Annotated in this window: 21 protein-coding genes; 10 read left to right on the top strand and 11 right to left on the bottom strand. The window is 43.9% G+C overall.

From position 1 onward, the window contains the following. Positions 1-92 precede the first annotated feature (92 nt). From ICN16_RS04970 to ICN16_RS04940, 7 genes are all read left to right on the top strand, one after another. Positions 93-1,304, top strand: a complete 1,212-nt coding sequence (locus ICN16_RS04970; RefSeq protein ID WP_216135045.1) for a phosphoglycerate kinase — start codon at positions 93-95, stop codon at positions 1,302-1,304. A 2-nt stretch (positions 1,305-1,306) separates the two neighbouring features. Next, positions 1,307-2,743, top strand: coding sequence for a pyruvate kinase (pyk, locus tag ICN16_RS04965; protein WP_216135043.1), 1,437 nt, complete (start codon positions 1,307-1,309; stop codon positions 2,741-2,743). A gap of 62 nt (positions 2,744-2,805) precedes the next feature. Continuing rightward, positions 2,806-3,870, top strand: coding sequence for a class II fructose-bisphosphate aldolase (gene fba / locus ICN16_RS04960; RefSeq protein WP_216135039.1), 1,065 nt, complete (start codon positions 2,806-2,808; stop codon positions 3,868-3,870). 7 nt (positions 3,871-3,877) lie between these two features. Beyond that, positions 3,878-4,774 (top strand): phosphoribosylaminoimidazolesuccinocarboxamide synthase, encoded by an 897-nt coding sequence (locus tag ICN16_RS04955; RefSeq protein ID WP_216135036.1) that lies wholly within the window; start codon positions 3,878-3,880, stop codon positions 4,772-4,774. Positions 4,775-4,855: 81 nt separating this feature from the next. After that, complete coding sequence (gene purE / locus ICN16_RS04950) at positions 4,856-5,350, top strand: 5-(carboxyamino)imidazole ribonucleotide mutase (protein ID WP_216135032.1); 495 nt, start codon at positions 4,856-4,858, stop codon at positions 5,348-5,350. 4 nt (positions 5,351-5,354) lie between these two features. After that, a complete protein-coding gene (locus ICN16_RS04945) occupies positions 5,355-6,539 on the top strand; it encodes a 5-(carboxyamino)imidazole ribonucleotide synthase (protein ID WP_216135029.1) in 1,185 nt (394 codons plus the stop codon). Between the two features lie 2 nt (positions 6,540-6,541). Further along, positions 6,542-7,636, top strand: coding sequence for an L-threonylcarbamoyladenylate synthase (locus tag ICN16_RS04940; RefSeq protein ID WP_216135027.1), 1,095 nt, complete (start codon positions 6,542-6,544; stop codon positions 7,634-7,636). Here ICN16_RS04940 and dacB read toward each other — a convergent pair. Genes dacB through ICN16_RS04920 form a run of 4 tightly spaced genes read right to left on the bottom strand, consistent with a single transcriptional unit; the run spans position 7,582 to position 13,082 of the window. Continuing rightward, on the bottom strand, positions 7,582-9,147 hold the full coding sequence (gene dacB, locus ICN16_RS04935; protein WP_216135024.1) for a D-alanyl-D-alanine carboxypeptidase/D-alanyl-D-alanine-endopeptidase: 1,566 nt from the start codon (positions 9,145-9,147) through the stop codon (positions 7,582-7,584). The genes ICN16_RS04940 and dacB overlap by 55 nt on opposite strands. Before the next feature lie 48 nt (positions 9,148-9,195). Beyond that, positions 9,196-11,625 carry an ATP-binding protein gene (locus ICN16_RS04930; RefSeq protein WP_216135010.1) on the bottom strand — a complete coding sequence of 810 codons (2,430 nt, stop codon included), beginning with the start codon at positions 11,623-11,625 and terminating at the stop codon, positions 9,196-9,198. A gap of 6 nt (positions 11,626-11,631) precedes the next feature. Continuing rightward, positions 11,632-12,255, bottom strand: coding sequence for a response regulator transcription factor (locus ICN16_RS04925; RefSeq protein ID WP_046330786.1), 624 nt, complete (start codon positions 12,253-12,255; stop codon positions 11,632-11,634). After that, positions 12,255-13,082, bottom strand: a complete 828-nt coding sequence (locus tag ICN16_RS04920; RefSeq protein ID WP_216135008.1) for a diguanylate phosphodiesterase — start codon at positions 13,080-13,082, stop codon at positions 12,255-12,257. Before ICN16_RS04920 ends, ICN16_RS04925 begins: the two co-directional genes overlap by 1 nt. 318 nt (positions 13,083-13,400) lie before the next feature. On the opposite strand from ICN16_RS04920, the gene ICN16_RS04915 reads away from it, so the two are divergent. The 3 genes from ICN16_RS04915 to ICN16_RS04905 all read left to right on the top strand — a co-directional run bounded on the left by ICN16_RS04915 (position 13,401) and on the right by ICN16_RS04905 (position 17,812). Beyond that, on the top strand, positions 13,401-13,691 hold the full coding sequence (locus ICN16_RS04915) for a co-chaperone GroES (RefSeq protein ID WP_015421939.1): 291 nt from the start codon (positions 13,401-13,403) through the stop codon (positions 13,689-13,691). Between the two features lie 26 nt (positions 13,692-13,717). Further along, positions 13,718-15,370 (top strand): chaperonin GroEL, encoded by a 1,653-nt coding sequence (groL, locus tag ICN16_RS04910; RefSeq protein ID WP_015421938.1) that lies wholly within the window; start codon positions 13,718-13,720, stop codon positions 15,368-15,370. 144 nt (positions 15,371-15,514) lie between these two features. Further along, positions 15,515-17,812: a tetratricopeptide repeat protein gene (locus ICN16_RS04905; protein ID WP_216135006.1), complete on the top strand. Its 2,298-nt coding sequence runs from the start codon at positions 15,515-15,517 to the stop codon at positions 17,810-17,812. Positions 17,813-18,244: 432 nt separating this feature from the next. Here ICN16_RS04905 and ICN16_RS04900 read toward each other — a convergent pair whose 3' ends face one another. Genes ICN16_RS04900 through hxsA2 form a run of 7 tightly spaced genes read right to left on the bottom strand, consistent with a single transcriptional unit; the run spans position 18,245 to position 23,459 of the window. After that, the gene (locus tag ICN16_RS04900; RefSeq protein WP_216135003.1) at positions 18,245-19,495 is read right to left on the bottom strand and encodes a cytochrome-c peroxidase; all 1,251 of its coding nucleotides are present in this window, start codon (positions 19,493-19,495) and stop codon (positions 18,245-18,247) included. Beyond that, positions 19,479-19,868: a TIGR03982 family His-Xaa-Ser system protein gene (locus tag ICN16_RS04895; protein ID WP_216135001.1), complete on the bottom strand. Its 390-nt coding sequence runs from the start codon at positions 19,866-19,868 to the stop codon at positions 19,479-19,481. The genes ICN16_RS04900 and ICN16_RS04895 overlap by 17 nt, the downstream gene beginning before the upstream one ends. Then, positions 19,868-20,269 carry a peptidoglycan-binding domain-containing protein gene (locus ICN16_RS04890; RefSeq protein ID WP_216134998.1) on the bottom strand — a complete coding sequence of 134 codons (402 nt, stop codon included), beginning with the start codon at positions 20,267-20,269 and terminating at the stop codon, positions 19,868-19,870. The genes ICN16_RS04895 and ICN16_RS04890 overlap by 1 nt, the downstream gene beginning before the upstream one ends. Continuing rightward, positions 20,259-21,416 carry a His-Xaa-Ser system radical SAM maturase HxsC gene (gene hxsC / locus ICN16_RS04885; RefSeq protein ID WP_216134996.1) on the bottom strand — a complete coding sequence of 386 codons (1,158 nt, stop codon included), beginning with the start codon at positions 21,414-21,416 and terminating at the stop codon, positions 20,259-20,261. The genes ICN16_RS04890 and hxsC overlap by 11 nt, the downstream gene beginning before the upstream one ends. After that, positions 21,409-22,866 (bottom strand): His-Xaa-Ser system radical SAM maturase HxsB, encoded by a 1,458-nt coding sequence (gene hxsB / locus ICN16_RS04880; RefSeq protein ID WP_216134986.1) that lies wholly within the window; start codon positions 22,864-22,866, stop codon positions 21,409-21,411. Before hxsB ends, hxsC begins: the two co-directional genes overlap by 8 nt. Further along, complete coding sequence (hxsD, locus tag ICN16_RS04875; protein WP_216134977.1) at positions 22,859-23,158, bottom strand: His-Xaa-Ser system protein HxsD; 300 nt, start codon at positions 23,156-23,158, stop codon at positions 22,859-22,861. Before hxsD ends, hxsB begins: the two co-directional genes overlap by 8 nt. A gap of 13 nt (positions 23,159-23,171) precedes the next feature. Then, entirely contained in the window at positions 23,172-23,459 is a 288-nt protein-coding gene (hxsA2, locus tag ICN16_RS04870; protein ID WP_216134975.1) for a His-Xaa-Ser repeat protein HxsA2, read from the bottom strand. Positions 23,460-23,465: the final 6 nt, after the last annotated feature.

Genomic DNA, 23,465 nt, shown 5'->3' with positions numbered 1-23,465 from the left:
GCGTGGTGAGGCAGCCCAATTCCTTTGGGGTAGAAAGCCCGGACGATTTAGAATGGAGCATTCCCCGTAAACCACTAAATTTGCCTATTCTCATGCCGGAAACCCTCTTTAAAGTAAAACGCCTTAGTGAACTAGCCGCAGCAGGTCTGCTTAAGGGAAAACGGGTTTTAATCCGTGCCGACCTCAATGTTCCTCAGGATGATGTAGGTAATATCACCGAAGACACCCGAATTAGAGCTTCTATGCCGGCAGTGCAAATGTGTTTGGATGCGGGTGCTGCAGTCATGGTGACCTCCCACTTAGGTCGCCCAACCGAAGGCGAATTCAAACCTGAAGATAGTTTGGCGCCAGTAGCCGATCGAATTGCTACGCTCCTAAATCGCAAAGTCCCTTTAATTAGTGATTGGGTAGACGGTGGATTTGAGGTCAATCCAGGCGAATTGGTTTTACTGGAGAACTGTCGCCTGAATGTGGGTGAGAAAAAGAATAACGACGAGTTGGCCAAGAAGATTGCCGCTTTGTGTGATGTCTATGTCAATGATGCATTTGGTACTGCGCATCGCGCTGAGGCAACGACTAATGGCGTGGCTAAATTTGCCCCAATCGCTTGTGCTGGTCCTTTGATGGCTGCAGAGTTAGATGCCTTGAGTCGTGCGTTAGCAAGTCCTAAGCGCCCACTGGTAGCGATTGTGGCGGGCTCTAAAGTATCTTCAAAGCTCACTATCCTTAAGGCTTTGGCTGACAAGGTGGATGAATTAATTGTGGGTGGCGGCATTGCAAATACGTTTATGTTGGCCAAAGGCTTACCCATTGGCAAGTCATTAGCAGAGCCAGACTTGGTTGATGAGGCGCGAGAAATCATGGAGATTATGGAAAAGCGCGGTGCGCATGTTCCTATTCCTGAAGATGTCGTGGTTGCCAATGAACTCTCTCCACTAGCGCGTGCGAATCGTGTACCCGCAGATCAAGTTGCAGAAGATGACATGATTTTGGATATTGGTCCTAAGACTGCTGCGCGTCTATCGATTATGTTGGCACATGCCGGCACCATTGTTTGGAATGGCCCATTAGGTGTATTTGAGATTGATCAGTTTGGTGGCGGCACTAAAATGTTGGCAGCAGCGATTGCACATTCGCCAGCGTTCTCGATTGCAGGTGGCGGCGATACCTTAGCTGCAATTGCAAAGTACGGTATTGAAAATCAAGTGGATTACATCTCTACTGGTGGCGGTGCCTTTTTGGAATTCTTAGAAGGCAAAACCTTGCCAGCCTTTGCAGTACTAGCTGAAAGAGCGAAAGACTAAATATGTTGAGAGCAACAAAGATCATTGCCACATTGGGGCCTGCATCAGAAAAGCCTGAAGTTTTGCGCGAAATGATTCGTGCAGGTGTGGATGTTGTGAGGATGAACTTTTCTCATGGCACTGTTGCTGACCATAAAGCACGTCATGATTTAGTGCGCAGTATTTCTGCTGAAGTTGGTAAAGAGGTTGGCATCATGGCCGATCTTCAGGGCCCAAAAATCCGCGTGGGTAAATTTGTTGATAGCAAAATTCTTCTAAAAGAAGGTGCGCAATTTATTCTGGATGTTGCGTGTGAGCTTGGCAATCAAGAGCGCGTGGGATTGGATTACAAGGAGCTGCCACAAGATGTTAAGCCGGGCGATCGTCTTTTATTGAACGATGGTTTGGTTGTGCTGCGCGTCGAGGGCGTAAAGGGTGGTGAGATCTTTACCCTGGTAGAGCAAGGTGGCCCACTCTCGAATAACAAAGGTATTAATCGTGCTGGTGGTGGTTTAACTGCTCCAGCGCTGACAGAAAAAGATATTGCTGATTTGGATGCAGCTATTGCGATGGGCGTGGATTTCCTCGCGATTAGCTTTCCAAAAGATGGCGCAGATATGGCCTATGCTCGCAAGCTGGCGGATGCTGCTAGTGCAAAGCATGGTGTTGGCAAAGTGCGCACGATTGCAAAAGTGGAGCGTGCTGAGGCTATTGAGCCTGATGCGCTTAATAGCATTATTGCGGAGAGCGACGGCATTATGGTCGCACGCGGAGATTTAGCCATTGAGGTTGGCAATGCTGCTGTCCCGGCTTTGCAAAAGCGCATGATCAAGCTAGCGCTTGAAGCTGATAAATTTACAATCACGGCAACGCAAATGATGGAGTCCATGATTAATGCTCCAGTGCCTACTCGCGCTGAAGTGAGTGATGTAGCTAATGCAGTATTGGATGGTACGGATGCAGTCATGCTGTCTGCTGAATCTGCTGCAGGTATGTACCCGGTACAAACGATCAAGGCGATGGCAGAGATTTGTGTTGAAGCAGAAAAGTCAGATCGCGTAAAACTAGATACCGATTTCTTGGATCAAACCTTCTCACGCATTGATCAAACGATTGCTTTGGGCGCGCTATTTACAGCACATCATCTTAATGCCAATGCGATTGCTGCTCTGACAGACTCAGGATCAACTGCAGTTTGGATGAGCCGCCACAATATTCATTTACCCATCTTTGCCTTAACTTCAAAGATTGCAACTCAGCGCGCCTTGAGCACCTATCGCAATGTATTCCCTATTGGCTTGGATTACACCAAGCAACGTGATACTGCCTTACAAGAAGTAGAGGATTGCCTCAAGAAGTTAGGGGCGGTGAAGAAGGGTGATGTAGTAGTGTTGACTTCAGGTGAGCCTATGGGTGAGCCTGGCGGCACCAATTCACTCAAGATTATTCAGGTGAAGTAATTCACTTTCTAATATATTGATTCACATTATTTATTACTAACATTTTTAATTAAGAGACCATCATGGCTTTAGTATCTTTACGACAACTCTTGGATCACGCTGCTGAAAATGGCTATGGCTTGCCGGCGTTTAACGTTAACAATTTAGAGCAAGTAACAGCGATCATGGAGGCGGCTAATGAAGCAGATTCTCCAGTCATCATGCAAGCATCTGCTGGTGCTCGTAAATATGCGGGTGAATCATTCTTACGTCATTTGATTTCTGCTGCAGTTGAGGCTTACCCACATATTCCAGTTGTGATGCATCAAGATCATGGTCAAAGCCCAGCAGTCTGTATGGCTGCGATTAAGAGTGGCTTTACTAGTGTGATGATGGATGGCTCTTTAGAGGCTGATGGTAAGACGGTTGCCAGTTATGAATACAACGTCGATGTATCTAGAGAAGTGGTGAAGTTCTCCCACTCTATTGGAGTTACCGTTGAAGCTGAGTTAGGTGTTCTCGGTTCGTTAGAGACTATGCAGGGCGATAAAGAAGATGGTCATGGTGCCGATGGCAAGATGACGCGCGAACAATTGTTGACAGACGTTGAGCAGGCTGCTGATTTTGTGAAGGCTACACAGTGTGATGCATTAGCCATTGCGATTGGTACTAGTCATGGTGCCTATAAATTTACTAAGAAGCCTACTGGCGACATCTTGGCAATCGAGCGCATTAAAGAAATTCACACTCGTATTCCGAATACGCATTTAGTAATGCATGGTTCTTCTAGCGTTCCACAAGAATTACTTGCAGAGATTCGTGAGTTTGGTGGCGATATGAAAGAAACTTACGGTGTGCCTGTTGAGGAAATTCAAGAAGGCATTAAAAATGGTGTTCGCAAAATTAATATTGATACCGATATTCGCTTGGCAATGACTGGCGCTATCCGCCGTTACATGTTCGAGAACCCAAGTAAGTTTGATCCACGCGATTATTTAAAGCCTGCACGTGAAGCTGCCAAGAAAGTATGTATTGCCCGCTTCAATGCATTTGGTAGTTCAGGCCAAGCGTCCAAAATTAAGCCAATTCCCCTGGAAAAAATGGCTGAGTTGTACAAGAGTGGCAAATTAGCCCAGATCATTAAGTGAGATAAATATGCGAGCTTTGTATGCCACTTCTATCAAGTCATTGCCTTTACTCTCAAAAGGAAAAGTGCGTGATGTATACGCACTGGGTGATGACAAGCTACTCATGATCACCACCGATCGCTTATCTGCTTTTGATGTTGTCATGGGTCAGCCTATTCCTGAGAAGGGCGTTGTGCTCAATCAAATGGCTAACTTTTGGTTCGAGAAGCTGGCTAAGGTGATACCAAATCATTTGACTGGTGTTGATCCTGAAAGCGTTGTACCTGCTGACGAAGTTGATCAAGTTAAAGGTCGTGCAGTCGTGGCTAAACGATTGAAGCCAATCTTGGTCGAGGCAGTAGTGCGCGGTTACCTCGCTGGAAGCGGCTGGAAAGACTATAAGGAAACTGGTAAGGTTTGTGGTATTGCGTTGCCCGAGGGCTTGGAAAATGCCCAGAAGTTGCCAGAGCCAATTTTTACCCCCGCTGCTAAAGCTGAGGTAGGTGAGCATGATGAAAATATCTCCTTTGAAAAAGTAATCGAGATGATTGGTGAGAAGTTGGCTAATCAGATTCGTGAAGTCAGCATTCGTTTGTACAAAGAAGCTTCTGAATTTGCTGCGACTCGTGGAATCATCATTGCTGATACCAAGTTTGAATTTGGTTTAGATGATGCTGGTCAGTTGGTCTTGATGGATGAAATCCTTACTGCTGATTCTTCCCGATTTTGGCCTGCTGAAACCTACTATGTAGGCGCAAATCCCCCTTCATATGACAAGCAATTTGTCCGCGATTGGCTTGAAACAGCCATGGTTGACGGTAAGCTATGGCCAAAAACAGCCCCAGCACCTGAATTACCGGCGGATGTAATTGATAAAACAGCAGAAAAGTATCGCGAAGCCCTTGCTCGCTTAACTAAGGCGTAATTTTCTTGAGGGCCTAAAAAGGCTGGGATAATGAGGCCTTAGATAAATTAACGATGTAAATCAGGGCATTTGGAGAGGTAAATGAGCAAAAAGCCAGTAGTCGGAATTGTCATGGGATCCAATTCGGATTGGGACACCATGCAGCACGCAGCTCAAATGCTAGAGCAATTTGGTATTGCTCATGAAGCTAAAGTGGTTTCAGCTCATCGCATGCCAGACGATATGTTTGTGTATGCAGAAAATGCTTCCAAAAATGGACTTAAGGCGATTATTGCTGGTGCAGGTGGTGCTGCGCATTTGCCAGGCATGCTGGCATCAAAAACCATTGTTCCAATCTACGGCGTTCCAGTTGCCAGCAAATATTTGCGTGGTGAAGATTCTTTGTATTCCATCGTGCAAATGCCTAAGGGCATTCCAGTGGCGACGTTTGCTATTGGTGAAGCGGGAGCTGCAAATGCAGCTTTGCATGTGATTGCTAATTTAGCAGTCAATGATGCTGCTTTAGCAAAACAGTTAGAAGAGTTTCGTGCAAAGCAGTCCGATACTGCGCGCTCCATGAATTTGCCAGGATATTAAGAAGATGGCGGATCATTTAGAGCCCATTTTGCCGGGCTCGTATTTAGGAATTTTGGGTGGCGGTCAATTGGGGCGTATGTTTACGCAGGCCGCTCAAGCGATGGGCTACAAGGTCTGCGTTCTAGATCCTGGATCAGATAGTCCTGCCGGCTCTATTGCAGAAAAATTCATTCAAGCTGATTACACCAACTCTGCTGCATTGAAAGAGATGGCGACATTGTGCAAATCTGTAAGCACCGAATTTGAAAATGTTCCTGCTCAAGCTTTAGATGAGCTCGAGTCTTTAGGCGTATTCGTTGCGCCTCGCAGTAGTTGCGTTTCTTTGGCTCAAAATCGCGTTGCTGAGAAAAAGTTCTTAGCTACCTGGAAAGCAGAAACCAATATTGGCCCTGCTCCCTATTGTGTAGTTGAACGTGATGCAGATATTGAGCATGTTCCTGGCGATTTATTTCCGGGCATTCTGAAAACCGCTCGTATGGGTTACGACGGCAAAGGTCAAATAACGGTTTATGACTCTGCCAATCTAGTTGCTGCTTGGGCTGAATTGGGTAAAGTGCCTTGCGTTCTTGAAAAGCGCATGGATTTAGATTTTGAGGTGTCTGCTTTGGTGGTACGTGGATATGATGATGCGGTAGTGGCATATCCTGTTTCTCAAAATATCCATCGCGACGGTATTTTGCATACCTCGACTGTGCCGGCGCCATCACTGAAGCCTGCTCAAGAGAAAAAAATTATTGAAGCAGCTAAAGCGCTCATTCGTAAGATTGATTACGTGGGTGTACTGTGTGTGGAGTTCTTCGTACTCAAGAGTGGCGACATCGTTGCAAATGAAATCGCTCCGCGTCCACATAATTCAGGCCATTACACTATGGATGCCTCTGTCAGCAGTCAGTTTGAGCAGCAGGTTCGAAGCATGGCTCGTCTACCCCTGGGTGATACCCGCTTGCTAGCACCCGTTTCTATGCTTAATCTCTTGGGTGATCTTTGGTACGAGGGTAGTGAAGATAAAACAAGAGAGCCAGCTTGGGATAAGGTGCTTTCACATCCGGATGCGAAGTTACATCTGTATGGAAAATCCGATCCACGCATGGGTCGCAAGATGGGTCATATCAACTGTTTGGGTGAGTCGCTGAATCAAGCGCGCCAAAATTGCGCAGCCGTCGCTGTTGAATTAGGGATCGAGCCCTAGAAATGTCCAGCGAGAGTAGTGCACTGCAAACATCTGCAGTAATTAACGAAGCAGTTCAAACTTTGCGAGATGGTGGCTTAGTTGCCTTCCCAACTGAGACGGTTTATGGCTTGGGTGCTGATGCGAAGAACCCTGAGGCAATCAAACAAATTTTCACTGCCAAGGGAAGGCCATCCAATCACCCGCTCATTGTTCACTTGGCAGCCCCTGATAAATTTGATCAAGCACAAGTCGATTGGGTTCCGGTACTAGCGCCCTGGGTAAGGGATTTATCGGAAGATGCATTAAAACTGATCAATGCTTTTTGGCCTGGCCCACTAACCTTAGTCTTTAAAAAAGATAAAAGTGTTTTAAATGAACTAACTGGTGGCCAAGATACTGTAGCGATTCGGGCGCCTGCCCACCCAATCGCACAAGAATTGTTGCGTAAATTTAAAGGCGGAGTAGTTGCTCCTTCGGCTAACCGCTTCGGAAAAGTGTCTCCTACGAGCGCTGCTGATGTCCGAAGTGAATTTGAGGGCATGCTGGATCTCATGATTTTGGATGGTGGCGATTGCGAAGTCGGTATTGAATCAACCATCATTGATTTATCCTCAGGCGATCATCCAGTCTTATTGCGCCCAGGCCTCATTACTCCCGGAGAGATTTTTTCCAAGACTGGTATCAAGGTCTATTTGCCTGGTGAAGCTAATGCAACTAAGCAAGATGATGGCCTGCCAAGGGTCTCTGGCAGTCTGCGTGCCCATTACGCCCCGACAACCCCCTTAAGAATGTATGCCCCAGGCAGAGTCTTGGATGCACTCAGTGAGTTTCCGGATATCAAGTCTAGGGTCGCAGTTGCGGTATGGGATTCAGATTCCTCATTAAGTGAAGATGGGCATCCATCAGTACATTTTGAGGAAGTAATCGTGCCTAGCGATAGCGCTTCATTTGCAAGTCGGCTGTATCGCTCATTACGAGACTTGGATCAGCAGGGCTGGGATTTAATTCTTTTTCCAGAGCCGCCAGCAGGGGAAGAGTGGGATGGTGTGAGAGATCGGCTTCAGCGCGCGTGTTTTGGTTCCGGACCATCGTCCAGTAGCCACGCCAATAATTGATCGTGCGACTCTAAGCCTCGCCATGCATTGGGGTGGTTTATGAATGAGGTCACCGCATACATCTTTCCGGACTTACTCATTACATAGCCTGATATCGCTCTGACGTCGGCAAGTGAACCTGTTTTGATGCGTGCCTCAGGCTTTTTCTTCAAATGCAGAAATTTTCGTAGATGTGCCATGAGTCTATTACGCATCGTGCCATCGGTTCCTGCTATCGGGAGGCTGTTGTAGAACACTTCTGCTACGGGAAGATTGCGCGCTGTTAAGAGAAGTTGATTCATTTGCTCCGCAGAGATAGCCTCATTGCGAGATAGCCCAGACCCATTTTCAATTACTAAGTCCGTAAAATTCAAGCCGTTTTGCTTTAACCAACTCTGAATTACTAAATCACCATTAGCAGTTGTTGCGGGTTTACCCATTTTCTCTAATGCCAAAGTCAAAAGAACTTGGCGTGCCATTACATTGTTAGAGTATTTATTGATGTCTACAACATCATCAGCAAGCTTGATGCCTTCAAACTGCAATAAAAGTCGAGCTGCCAGTGGTACAGTACCGTCTTTGCCAATTGGGGGTTGAGTCCACGCCCCACCTGCTAGCTCCCATGCAGCTGCAAAACCTTGCGTTAAAAAAGTATTGGCATCTAAAGCGACAATATTAAAGTTCACGCCTTTGCAGGCACTCGGAAATGCGCCAGAGAACTGGGCTGTTAGAGCTTGATCGGTATTGCTGATACCCTCTGGATCTAAATTAAAACGAATATTACTTTTCCAGTTATCGCAGGAACGATCAACCAGCTGCATTTGATTGACTACCTTCAGTTGCGATAGTGCTGGCGTGTAACTCAGATCAATAAAGTCCGCAGTACGTGATTTACTTAACTGAAAGGAAAGGGTTCTAAAGGCATAGAGCAATGGATCTGGCGGAACGTTATAAGCGCGCAAAGATTCACCATCGATCGTGTTGTGCTCCATGACGCTGGGCGCATAGGCACTCCGATCAAAAAAGAGGTTGCCATCAATTTTCTGAATGCCAAGATTTTGTAATTCCTTCATCATCTTGGCAAGTTCTTCGGGAACTAGTTTAGGGTCGCCAGTACCCTGTAAATACAAATTACCCTTCAATACTCCCTGTCGAATAATGCCGTCGGTATAAATATTGGTGCGCCAACGATATTGCGGCCCCAAAATATCCAAACCGCTCAAGGTAGTTAATAGCTTCATCGTGGAGGCAGGATTCATTGCCTGCTTGGAGCGCCAATCTACTTCTTTTTTTGCTGTGACTTTCCCTGGTCGACCTTGCTCAATCTCCACCACTGAAATGCTGATTGCCTCTTTGGGGATCTGATTTTTTTCAAGACTAGCAGCTACAGTCTTAGGGATGTATTGAGGTGCAGCCTCTTGGGAGGCTGGCTCTACAGCATACGACTGCAGGCTAATCACCAGAATAGCTAGGCTAGCCAATAGGATGGTTGGCAGGGCAAGGGCAGAGGACAAGGGGTTCTGAGTACGCATTCCCCATAGGATAAACCTTGGCGACCATCAACATAAAGTAGCCCTAAATTACTGTTGATAACTTTTCTTATAAGTTCGAATGATTTGGTTTTGCTTCTCAAGAAGAGCAATAAATTGCTCAATACGTTCAGAAATCGGACCATTAAGCTCAAGGACTTGGCAGTCATGGATGAATTGGGTGGCCTGCAACAGTTGCGCCCCACCTTTGACTTTATGAACCAGGCCCTGAAACTGCGCTTCATCAATGGGGGTTTGCATCCCACCCGAACCTAATTGACTTAGAGTATCTAGGTGGACTTTTTCAATTTCGTCCAAGATCACCATGATTTGGAGTGGATCGTCTTTAATGAGATTGGAGAAGGCGTCAAATGAATAGACCTCATTAGCGCAGACAGAATCTTGACTGCTTTCAAAATAGCGCATTAGTTCATTCTCAAGAGCGCCCAAACTTAGCGGCTTGATGAGTACACCATTCATACCAGATGATAAAAATTGATGACGTGAGTCTAGGGCATAAATATCAGCCGTGACGCCAATAATGACCAAGTCACGATTACCTAGAGATCGAATTTGTTTAGCTAATTCAGAGCCTTGCATGCCAGGCATAGATTGATCTGTCAGCATGAGATCAAAGTGATGGTCTTTCAGCAACGCTAGCGCAATGGCGGCATTTTCACAAACGCAAGTATTGATTCCGAGTGCTTCTAATTGCAGAGACAAAATTTGACGGCTCGCTGGGTGATCTTCAACCACCAGAGCACGGATGCCACATTTCTTTCGCCCTACTGTTTTGGAAATTAAGTTTCTGGATACTGTTGCAAGTGAATCAAAACTGGCGGTCTGGGGAGCTGCAATGCTAGTCCTGGGAAAGGCCACTGAAAAATGAACATTACTTCCAAATCCAGGAGCGCTTTCAAAATAGAGGTGGCTGTTCATCGAGCTCACTAGATGACTGGTGATGGTGAGCCCAAGGCCCGTACCTCTTTCTTGCTCGGATTGGTAAGACTCATGCGTCAATGGCACCTGCTCAAAGGCTTCTAGAGCCACTTTGATTTGCTCTTCGCCCATACCAATTCCAGTATCAATTACCCTGAACTCGATTAATTGACCAGCATGATCATCTGCGAGTACGGTAATTGAAAAATACACCTCACCCTTGTTGGTGAACTTAATTGCATTGCTGAGTAAATTTTGCAGAACTTGTCGTAGACGCAAGGAATCAATCATCAGTACTTCGGCAATTCTGGGATCAATCGAGGTGTGGAGTAGTAGATTCTGCTTCTGAGCCACCGTAGAAAATGCCGCATGAATATCCATCAGCAATTGATGTGGATTGCAGGGTTCTAAATTGAGCGTGAGTTTGCCAGCCTCAATCTTGGAGATGTCCAATACTTGATTTAGCATCCCCAAAAGAGACTCAGCTGAGGCTTGGGCACTCTTTAGTAAAGACTTATCTTTCTTGGGGAACTGCGAGCTGCCCAGCAGCAGCTCTTGGACTCCGAGAATGGCATTCATAGGCGTACGAATTTCGTGACTCATCGTTGCCAAAAATGCAGATTTGGCAGCATTTGCTTTTTCAGCCGCCTCCTTAGAGTGCAGCAATTCAAGAGCAACTTGCTTCTGATGAAAATATTTTCTTTGGAGTTGATAGAACATCACTCCACCAATAATGAGTGCAAAAATAGTGCTTAGCCACAGTAGTGCGTTTGACTTTGGATTGGGCTCATCGCCTAAAGAAAAAAGCTGACGTGATGCAATGGGATCCAAGTCATTTAGGAAGTGATTTAGTACATCATGTAAGGGAGCATCTTGATCAGAGATTAACCAGCGATAGGCAAATGGCTCTCGACTGTATAGACCATCAATTTTTAGATCTGAATTTTGAGTTTCCTGTATCAATCGACGCGCTAAGCGAATAGGCATGACTAGTGCCTCGATATCACTTTTGATAAGCGATTGAATTAAGTCATCGGGGGACTGCGTCTCATTGCTCTTGTTAGGGTCATCAACGGCGATGGGCGTATTCTCGAGCCCACGATCGAAGTAAGCAATTTTTGGGTTGGGCGAGTCCAGTCTAGTGGAGGCTTTGGTGACAACTGCATCATGACCCCAGAAGATGGCTTCTGATAGGGAGCCAAACTGCAATACGTGGCTGTTAATACTTGGGGGGTCGATGATGAAATCTACCTCGCCTTTACTGAGTTGTCTTAAACCTTCGTGATCGGATTTTCTCCATACTGCTACATATTGCTGTCGCGTGCATTCTTCAATTTTTGACAGTAGTGCTTTAAAGGGCCCCGTATCCCCTTGAGTGTTTTTTGGCGTGAGATAGGGCGCATATTTTTCGTGAATACTAAATCGTACAACTGGATGGGCATCGATCCATGATTGCTCTGCAGTGCTAAAAGGTCCGGCATACGTGAGTCCCACATAAGCAGAGCAGAGTGCGAGTGCTTTTTTCAAAATGAATCGATGCATACCGTTTTAGCTTTCGATGATGTTGTTCATACGGCAGAACAAGATCAAATCAGCAATATTGTTAATGCCTAGTTTGTCAAAGACTCTTGTCTTGTAGGTTGCTACAGTCTTATTGCTAATATGCAGTAAGTCCGATATCTGTTGGTTGGTATTGCCTTTACCTAGATATTTCATGACCTGCAGCTCTCGATCAGATATCAATGCCAACTTATCGTTATCGCTCAAGGAAGTATTTCCGTTCTTCCCGTGCGTGAAGAAGGTATATCCCTGCGAAATAGCAACGCATGCAGCCAAAATGACATCGGCACCGGCAGTCTTATTGACAAATCCATGGGCACCCAAAGATCGAACTCTGCCGCCGTACACTGCTTCATCTAGGCTAGATAGAACCAGTATGCGAACTTCTGGATGCATCAACCCAATTCGGCGGATCACATCAAAGCCATCCGTCTTGGGCATGTCTAAATCTAAGATCACCATATTGGGATTAACTTCTTTGATTGAGCGAAGGCACTCTTCTCCATGTTGCGCTTGCCCTGCTATCTCAAAAAGCAATTGATCTTGCAGCATACTTTTCAATGCCATCAACATAGCTGGATGGTCATCTACCAACATCACGCGTTTTCTCATTACTTGTCTCCGTTTGGGTTTTTATGAGGGTGCAGCGAAAAAATGGCTTTTGCGATGCGGCTATCACTTGTGTGTAGCATTTGATGTCGGCTTACCGGCGGCATCATCAGCCCGCCATAACAGTGGTGTGATCCAATTGCCATGGCATTTTCCAAATCTTTCACCAGGGTGATGTTGCTGGCATAGATTTGCGCGTGGAATTTTTGATCGAGAGAAATCATTGCATTTGGCAAGCCATCCACTCTAAATTGCCCCATCTCAATATGAATGCCCTCGGGCTCCATCTCCTTGATCCAGTGGATTTGCGAACCAGCTACAGAAAAATCCAGAAGATGGATTAAGACGCCAAGACGGCGCATGCGCAATAGCCCCTCTACGCAGGAATCCATGGAGTCAGAATCATTGACTTGATGCACACCTAAACTTACGAGACCAACAGGAAGCCGTGAGTTCAGAATGAGGTCACTTAATGCGTCTATGAAGTTGTTGGATGCTAGGTGTTTCGCCGGTAGAGGCAAGATGCTTGGTATGAAACGGCCGCTACGGTACCAATACGTAATCGTATCCAAACCCTCCATAAACAATCTGAGGAACTGCGTGTCGGTGGCGGTCAGTAATGGCCTAAATAAAGAGCTCGTCAGCTTAGTTCCTTGACTGTTAAAGATGGGTTCGTTACTAATCTCTTGTCGCTGGGACCAGGATTGGTGTTCTTCGAGCGCTTCACCACCAAGACCTAGCCAGGGCTGGCCGCAGGCGTCGCGCACTTCTTGGAAGGGTTTGTTCTTCCAAGCCTTTACAAGCGTGTACAGCCGGGATTTCGGGCTCATCAGCATTCTCCAATCGTTGAATAGCCAGTCTAGGCAGGACAGATTGGAGCAGTAAGGGCTTAAGGCTTATTTATATGTAGGAATCTACCTACTTGCCTGCCTTCATTATAGAAAGTGCGCGATGCCCAGTTGAAATTTAAGGTGAATCTGCCCTTGAAATCCCTGGTTTCAGACCTATATAATCAGCACTCCCTACACGCGAGTGCTAAAACAGGCTTATTCAGCTGAAAAGCTTGTTGCCTTCGTGTTAAGAGATTGCAACATATTGATTTATATTGGTTTTTTAATTAGTTAACACTTACTAACATAGGAGAAGGAATGAATCTGCGTCCTTTACATGATCGCGTAATCATTAAACGTTTAGATCAAGAATCAAAAACTGCCTCTGGAATCATCATTCCGGATGCTGCTGCTGAAAAGCCAGACCAAGGCGAAGTATTGGCAGTTGGCCCAGGCAAACGTGATGACAGTGGCAAGTTGAATGCACCAGACGTCAAAGTTGGCGATCGCGTGTTATTCGGCAAATATGCAGGTCAAACAGTTAAGGTCGGCAGCGACGAGCTTCTCGTAATGCGCGAAGAAGACATCATGGCTGTTGTACAGAAGTAATCGGTACCTAAGAAAGGAACTCAATCATGGCAGCAAAAGACGTCGTATTTGGAGATAACGCCCGTACCAAGATGGTAGAAGGCGTAAACATTCTTGCGAACGCAGTAAAAACAACTTTGGGACCAAAAGGTCGCAACGTCGTTATCGAGCGTTCATTTGGCGGCCCAACCATCACTAAAGATGGTGTATCCGTAGCAAAAGAAATCGAACTCAAAGACAAACTCCAGAACATGGGTGCTCAGATGGTGAAGGAAGTTGCTTCCAAAACTAATGACATCGCTGGTGACGGTACAACTACCGCTACTGTATTGGCTCAGTCTATCGTTCGCGAAGGCATGAAATACGTAGTTTCAGGTCACAACCCAATGGACTTGAAGCGCGGTATTGATAAAGCGGTTGCAGCTGCAATCGAAGAGCTCAAGAAAATCAGCAAGCCTTGCACAACTACTAAAGAAATCGCTCAAGTTGGTTCAATCTCAGCTAACAGCGACCACAGCATTGGTCAGCGTATTGCTGAAGCAATGGAAAAAGTAGGTAAAGAGGGTGTCATTACTGTTGAAGATGGTAAGTCTTTGGAAGATGAGCTTGAAGTTGTGGAGGGTATGCAGTTTGATCGTGGTTACCTCTCTCCATACTTCATCAACCAGCCTGAAAAGCAAGTTGCCGTATTGGAAACCCCATACGTTCTCTTGTTTGACAAGAAAGTTAGCAACATTCGTGATTTGCTCCCAGTACTCGAGCAAGTAGCGAAGTCTGGTCGCCCATTGTTGATCATTGCAGAAGATGTTGAAGGCGAAGCCTTGGCAACTTTGGTTGTGAACAACATCCGCGGCATCATCAAGACTTGTGCTGTTAAGGCTCCAGGCTTTGGTGATCGTCGTAAAGCGATGTTGGAAGATATCGCGATTTTGACTGGCGGTACAGTGATCGCTGAAGAAATCGGCCTCACACTTGAGAAAACAACTCTTGAGCATTTAGGTCAAGCGAAGCGCATCGAAGTTGGCAAAGAAAACACCATCATTATTGACGGTGCTGGCGATGCTAAAGCAATCGAAGCGCGCGTGAAGAACATCCGTGTTCAGATCGAAGAGGCGACTAGCGACTACGACAAAGAGAAATTGCAAGAGCGCGTTGCCAAATTGGCAGGCGGTGTTGCAGTGATTCGTGTTGGTGCTGCTACTGAAGTTGAAATGAAAGAAAAGAAAGACCGCGTTGACGATGCATTGCATGCAACTCGTGCAGCAGTTGAAGAAGGTATTGTTCCTGGCGGTGGCGTAGCATTGTTACGTGCGATGCAGGGTATCAAGGGCTTGAAAGGCGATAACGCTGACCAAGACGCAGGTATCAACATCGTATTGCGCGCAATGGAAGAGCCAATCCGTATCATCGTTTCAAACGCAGGTGATGAAGCTAGCGTAGTTGTTAACGCAGTATTAGCCAGCAAGGGCAATAACGGTTACAACGCAGCAACTGGTGAATACGGTGATCTCGTAGCTCAAGGCGTTATCGATCCAACCAAGGTAACAAAAACTGCATTGGTTAATGCCGCTTCTGTTGCAGCCTTGTTGTTGACAACCGATTGCGCAATCTGCGAAGCACCAAAGGATGATTCCGCTGGCGGTGGCATGCCTGATATGGGCGGCATGGGTGGTATGGGTGGAATGGGCGGCATGATGTAATAGCCGTAATTCCATCGGCTACTAAGCTGTAGAAACTAAAACGCCTGGTTCAAAAGACTGGGCGTTTTTTTTGGTACAGTTGACGCATATATTATTTTGTATGGCCAACTTTTTAGTTTAATTATCTCGCTGTAATATTCAAATATGAATCCACAAATAGGTTTTCTTTTACACAAATCAATTGAATCCCTTGAGAATTCTAATTTAGTATCAGCGGAATTATATTTAAAGCAAGCCCTCAAGTTAGAAGCTAAAAATCCTCATGTTTTGGGGCTCTTGGGAATTGTTTCTGCGAAGAAAGGGCTCTATCCAGAGGCTTTGAAATATACAAATGATTCTCTAAAGGCTCTGCCCAAGAATCCAATAACCTTGAGCAATCTAGGTAATATTTATCTTGAGCTGAAGGAGTTTGAAAAAGCTCTTGATGCTTATGATAAATCTATAAAGATAGAGCCAAAATATGCCGAGGCTTGGTCTAACAAAGGTAATGTTCTACAGGAGCTCAAGCGTTTTGAAGAGGCAATTACTCATTACGATCAGGCGATAACTTTAACGCCTAACTCAGCCGAGGCTTGGTCCAATAAGGGAAATGCTCTTCAAGAGGTAAAGCGTTTTGAAGAGGCTCTTACTCATTATGACCAGGCACTACAGTTAAGGCCTAACTATGCTGAGGCTTGGTCTAATAAAGGCAATGCTCTTCAAGAGGTAAAGCGTTTTGAAGAGGCAATTGCCCATTATGATCAGGCCCTTGGCCTAAAGCCTGAATATGTAAAAGCATATGCCAGCAAAGGCAATACTCTTCAGAAAATGAAGCGTTTTGAAGAGGCAATTGCTTATTATGATCATGCCCTTAGTCTTGATTCTGCCTTTGCAGAGGCCTATTCATGTAAAGGCTATGCTTTGCATGACCTAAAGCAGTTTGATGAGGCAATAACACAGCATGATAAAGCCCTAGCCCTGAATTCTGACAGGGCTGAGAGTTGGCTGAATAAGGGTCTGACCTTAAATGCACTTGCTCGTTATGATGAAGCTATTACTTGCTGTCAAAAGGCCCTCAGCTTGGTGCCCGACCTAGACTGGGTGGATGGATACTTGATTCATCTGAGAATGAAAATAGCCAGCTGGTCAGGATTTGCAGGCATATTAGAAAATATTTTTATAAAAATATTGGCAAATAAGAAAGCGATTAGACCTTTTGATTTGCTATCTTTGAATGATGATCCTGTATTGAATAGGCAAGCCGCTAATATTTTTGCCAAAAATCAATTTTTATCAAACTTGGATCTTGAGCCGATTCCTAAGCATGGAAAAAACGAGAAAATTCGGATTGCATATTTTTCGCCAGATTTTCGTAATCACCCCGTTTCTTTTTTAACTGCCGAACTTTTTGAAATACATGATCGATCTCGGTTTGAGGTAGTCGCTTTTGCATTACAAAAAGCTCCTGTTGGTGATGAGATGAATTTACGTCTCAAGCAAGGATTTGATAAATTCATTGAGGTTGATAATCTGTCGGATCAAGAAATTGCTGGGCTAGCTCGTGATCTGGGTATTGATATTGCAATTGATTTAGCTGGCTTCACGCAGAACTCAAGAGTGGGAATTTTCTCCTATAGGGCCGCGCCTATTCAAGTTAACTGGCTGGGTTATCCGGGAACAATTGGGGCTGACTTTATAGACTATATCGTGGCTGATAGAGCAATTATTCCTGAATCTCATCGGGATTTTTATGCTGAAAAAATAGTACATCTTCCTGATACATACATGGTTGATGATTCCATGAGACTGCCTTCTTCTAGGGTATTTACAAGAGAGGAGTGTGGTTTGCCAGAAGATGCATTTATTTTCTGTTGCTTTAATAATGACTTCAAATTTAATCCACACGTCCTAGATGTTTGGTCAAGAATTTTGCTGACAGTAGAAAATAGTGTTTTATGGATCTCGAAAAATAACAAAGATTTTCAAGAAAATATCAAAGCCGAATTCGAAAAATGTCACATTGCGTCATCCAGAATTATTTTTGCCCAAAGAGTGGATTCAATGGCTGACTATTTAGCAAGATATAGATTGGCAGATCTATTTTTGGATACATACCCCTATGGTGCTCATACTACAGCGGTTGATTCTCTGAAGGCAGGAGTACCACTCCTCACCCTAATGGGCCAGTCTTTCCCTAGTCGGGTTGCTGCCAGCTTGTTAAATGCAATTGGTTTGCCTGAGCTCATCACTACAAATGAGGAAGAATATGCAGCTTTGGCAATAGAGCTGGCTACAAAGCCTGAGAAATTGGCGGATATCAAACTTAAATTGGCCAGCAATCTGTTGACGGCCCCTTTATTTGATACCCCCCTCTTTACTAAAAATCTTGAAGCAGTGTATTTGAGAATGTATGAGCGATATCAGTTAGATTTGCCGCCAGACCATATCTCTATTGGGGCATAAGTCTGGCATACAGCAAGATTTCATTAAGTTTTTCTGCTGCCAAGCCCTACTGAGTAAGGCTGGCACCAGTTAACTTACAGACTTCACCATATCTTCAACAACTTTTTTCGCATCACCGAAGACATATCAATATTTTACGAGTGTAATAAGAATCAACAACTTACAGCAATAAAAAAATTATCTTTCAATTCCTTGGGACTAAATATTAACGTATTTAATGCTGTGACTTGGACAGAATTTGGACAAGCATAATCCATATCAGACCTGTATAGAAATTTAGTTAATTAATGCGAGTTCTTTATATATGCCTTGGGCAGGTGGGCTAGATGGAGGGTGGGATGGACCATTTAACGCATGCTAGGGGGGTAGGTTTAGGCATCTCATATAGAGCACTGGTAAAAATAAGACGCATACACACGTTGCAGCATTTTCTTAATTTTTCAGATTGTCTTTATCAAAGCTTAAGGTTTTCAAAAAGCTTGCCACCTGAGAAACCTCTTCTGGTGTTAAGTACCCAACTCGACTAGTGCTGTCTGCATAACCGAGTCTCTTTGCAAGCTCATAACGATCAAATCTATTGAGCTTATCCACGGATACTAGAGACAAAGGGTCGTAGTGGGCAACTATTGCCTCATTTAAAGTATTAACAGAGCCTGAGTGTCCATATGGCGCAGTCTTTTCAACGTTATACAAAGGCGCTGTTCTGAACTTGTAAAGGTCCTTAGTGTTAAAGGTGGTGTTATATCTTCCGTAATCAACACCAAAACCATTTTTACCAAACCCCAATTGCGGAAATGGCACGGTATAAAAACTAAAGTCTGAAAAATGTGGGCCAGAATGACAGGTAACACAAGCGCCTTTCCCATAAAAAATACGAGCCCCTTTTAATTCAGCCTCTGAAAAGCCCTCAGAACCACGCATAACCCTCTCTAGCTTAGTTTCCTTTAGTCTAAATTCACTTCTAATGAAGGAAGCTATTGCCCTTGCATAGTCGACATACTCTAAATTTTGAGGTTTTTTATTTAATCTATTTGCTAGGTCCTGACTTGCCTTGGATTCAACGGACCTTAAATTATTAGCAATTGCTTGATATACCGCCTTGGATTTTTCTACAGACTCAACCTTATGCTTTCTAACAAAGTCATCCTCGTCTAGCATTTCTCGCACTTCGACAACCGGTAAGTGAACGGCAGTAATAAGCGCATCATTTGAAGGTATTTTAGAGCCAAACTGAGTAAGCTTCTTTGACGAGGAAAAATCTACCCGACCATCCCAAAAGAAAACATCAAACCCCTTTGCACCCCTACCCCAGAAAGCCAGAGTATTCCTTGGTAGTTGTTTTGCGCCATTCATCAACCTCTCTGGACCCACTTTTGTAGCTCCGTCGCCACCACCAATTGCTGCAGCATTAGGAATTCCATCTGCTGAGCCAAATTTATCTTGATGACAAGTTCTGCACGAAATATTGCCGTTTAGACTTAGTCCTTTATTACTTTCAAAGAACACCTTACCGAGATCGAACAGTGATTCATCGGGGTTCCGATATAAATCCGCGGCCGGAACAAAACCTGCAGCTTTAATTTGTTCTTTGACTATTTTTTCTTCAGCAGTTACAGCAACAGCAAGATTACTGCAATGAATTATGAAAAAACTTAAAAGTAAGGTTTTAGTATTTAAATTCATGTGTTCTCACAAAAGTTCTTACATCCTCCGACTTTTCTTCAATCGCCTCTAATCCGTACATTGACAATCTACCTTCGGAAACTCCTAAATCAATCATTTTCTTTCGCAGCCTATCGTAATCATCACAAGTTAATAGGCCAAGTTCAGCAGCCTTGAGCTGCTTTATAGATTGCTCTGATTTTTCGTTGACTACCTTATTTTTTGCTATTAAATGGTCTCTCATGACATTGTCACAAGCAAATACCAGTTCTTTATATCTTTCCTTGTAGATACCGGAGGCTGCATAAGGTACCGCAATATATTTGAGTGCCAATGAAATACAGGCAATTGATGCTAGAACGTTTAACGCGATTAAATATTTGTCAAATTTCATTAACAACCCATCCTTTTCCTAGTCTCGACATCAGGAACGCCAGTAACTTTCAAGTTATTAGCTTTTTGATACTCAATTACTGCCCTGATATATGTTGCATTAAATGAGGCGTCCATGTCATCAATTTGATAGCCCATATCTCGCAACTTACTGATACATTTCTCACTACTCAGCCCAGCACGTAGCTCTTTAGCTCTTTGCTCTTGCTCAATGGCTATAGCGGGAGTTGCGGGCAGGACAAATGATCTTGGGGTACTCTGCTCATTTCTTTCAGGATCAGACTCATCCGAAACTGCATATCTTGGGTTATCAAAAAGAAATATCTGATACAAAGAGTAAGCCGATACCCCAATGAATGCCGTTGTTAAAAAGGTTACTAATTTTCTAACTTTACTTTGCATGACTAGTAAAAGGGCTAATGTTGTCGCTGTATCTATGAATTTTTGATGAGGAAAAGAACCCGCCACACTCAGACTTTCTCAAGCAGGGCTCACACTCATCAACAAACTCATTTTTCCAGTCACTTATAGACTTCACATAATTTGGCAAAACATCCGGATTAACCAAACATAACTGATGGTTATATACCGAAGCTCTAATGCCGTAAGCATTAAGAACTTTCACTGCTCTACTTAATATATCTTTATATTCCAATGGGTCAATCCACAAGCTATCCAGATTTGCCCTAGTAAACCCCATCATTTCAAGACCCATTAGTGCAACATGATCAACGAACAATAAGTTACGAGCAATAAATTCGCAGGTCTCAACTAAGCGTCCTATAGTCTGCTTATGAATAACTATCCGAATTTCAACCTTTTGCCCATATTTTTTTAAGTTCAATATGCCTTTAATGGTTTCATCAAATGCCCCATCAGCCTGCACAACATAGTTGTGCCTCACTGGATCATCCGAATAAATCGGAATACCCAATAAGCAGTCTGGGTGATTGATATCTGCATATGCTTTGGCAAATTTTGGATCGCTAAATCTTCTGCCGTTAGTCAATACATCAATTGCGGTATTTGGAAGGCTTGATTTGGCCTTTTTAATCAAGCTTATGAAGTCATCACCATACAAAGTAGGCTCACCACCAGAAAAACCAATATTTCCTGTTTCCTTTGGTATTAAATCTAATAGCTTCATCGCCTCATTCATCAGCCATGAATCATCAACATCCTTTGGTGGCTGCGAACACATAAGGCAATAATGATTGCATCGCTCGGTCAGTAAGATGGTGTTATGAGGGGAATTGCGTCGAAACACTACGTTGGTGTGACCAGATGACTCCACGCTAATAATGTCACCCTCTTCTAGATAGCCCATCTCAAGCGGTAAATTTAAATATCCATCAATTGACGAAAAATTATTCAATCGCCCGCCGAAATCCAAATAACAGCCATAACCAGAATCGGGGGTTTGTCCATCCATCAAATAGGCATATGAGCCTTTAGCTTCATCAGAGCAATTTGTCCGAGTAACCGTCAGAAGGGAATGGTTACCCAGTTTTATCTTTGCACTTAATGCATTTCCATGAAGCTTAAGCATGAGGTTGCCCCCATTTCATAAAAAGCTCTTTCACAAACTGATCTGATTCCATGCGGTTAATCAGATACATAAATATGGTCATATTTCGATTGCAGAACTGAGATTCAGGCTTTCTAGCGACAAAATCCTTGTGAACGCCATGGTGAAATACTGGGTCAGCACCGCAATAATCCTCAAACGCACACTCATTACACATGGGTACGCTATATGCAAATGACTCTTCGATTGGTCCTAGCAAAGCCTCATTTAGAAAAATTTCTTCATAACTATTGGTTAAGACATTCCCCAACCTAAATGAGTGATCGCCCATCTCAGCAAGCATTCTGCTTTCATCGGATGGATAAACTACTCCGTCGTAGTTATAAATTATGGCGCTTATTCCAATGCCAGCAGGACTCATTAAATCCACATAACCAGGATCTTGACTGGTAAACATTTTGGCAAGAATGGTGGCAGTATAGTATTCCTTGAACTCCACACCTTTTTTATTGAGTTCAATAATATATTCAAGCCCTTGTTCATAGAACTTATTCCATTCCTCAACACCATACGCTTTAAATGATTTGGTTTTTAATGCAAAACCATAGGGCGACAGAGGCCTAAGGAAGATCCCTTCCATGTCTTGATCAAGATATTCATCAATAATTTCTTTAACTCGATTCAAGCTAGATCTTGTTGTTGTCATTAAAGCTGAAACTGCATCAACGCCTAAATATTCTCTGACCATTTTGATGCCTGAAATAGCCTTCTCGTAGCTATTCTTTCCAGGCCTAGGGCGATTATTATTATGCAGATCTTCTGGGCCATCCAAAGAAGTAGAGATTTGAATAGACTTCTCTTTGCAATACTTCAATATGTTTTTATCAATCAAGGCGAGATTCGTAGCTATCACATAACTAACGTTCTTATCATTTTTCCTTCGATTGGCTTCCTCAACAACATATTGAATGATTGGGAAATTCAATAGCGGCTCACCACCTTGAAACTCAATCTTTATAGCCCTAGCTGGCGAACGAAGTGCGAAATCAATAGCCTTATCAGCTATTTCTTCTGTCATATCAAATTTCAGCTTGTCATCTGATTGCCTTGAGACCTGACAATATGGGCAACTATGTTCACACCTCAGCGTAACAACGAACATATGCAATGCAGTGAATTCAGATAAATTTGAGTATTTTGTTCGTAGTTTGATTTCTAAGAGCTCTTTAGCCATCTCGCTCTTTTCGTCAATCAAAAAATGTTTCGCTCTCAGATTTATATAAGCATCTGATTGCTCTTCTAGTGCATGATTAACGAAAGCCTTTAACTCACCTTCATTAATAACAAGATATTCACCAGCTAAGTTAGTTAAAACTCGCCTCTGATCATCCAGTCTTTCGAACCTAAATGGCAACAGCGAATATTCATTTTTCTTTTTCTTGAAAAACTCAACACTCTGAAACTTACTCATCCCCAGTAAGCCCTGTCTTTGAAAAGGCATGAGACAAAATTAGATTTCTAACCCCTTCAGTTTCTCGCTTGATGATTTCGCGCAAGTCTTGATCAAGCACTTCCTTTTTGAAATCATCCAAATATTCTAGGACTTTTTCATCTGAGGTTTTGGCTGGAAATGAAAAAAGGCACTCCAACTGAGCACCTTCTTTTTTTATTACTACTGAATAGTTTGCAATGTTTCTATATGAAGCTTTTTTTAAGGCCTCAATGGAATACACATTTTTATCAAACAGCAACCTTGATTCCATTAACGACTTTCATTTATCTTCCAGATCTATGCGAGCTGTGTGAGGCGTGAGAAGCATGCGAAGAGTGATATGCGAGTACTTGTCCAGCATCAATCTTCTTCATCATTAGGAGGTGGGCCTCTCCATTTTTTACATACTCTACGGATTGGATTGGACTACCACTCATCAAGCTTGAACTTGTTGTGTTTACTGGGCGGCTTGCCAAATCTTGACTACCCACTGTCGGCGCTGTAGCACTTGCATTATTGCCAGCCAAAGCTGCAATAGCCGCACTTACAGGAACTAGGAATTTTTTAGACATAAGTGA

Origin of the sequence: Polynucleobacter sp. es-MAR-4, assembly GCF_018882055.1 — a bacterium.
GTDB lineage: Bacteria > Pseudomonadota > Gammaproteobacteria > Burkholderiales > Burkholderiaceae > Polynucleobacter.
This window is presented reverse-complemented; position numbering and strand designations above follow the sequence as displayed.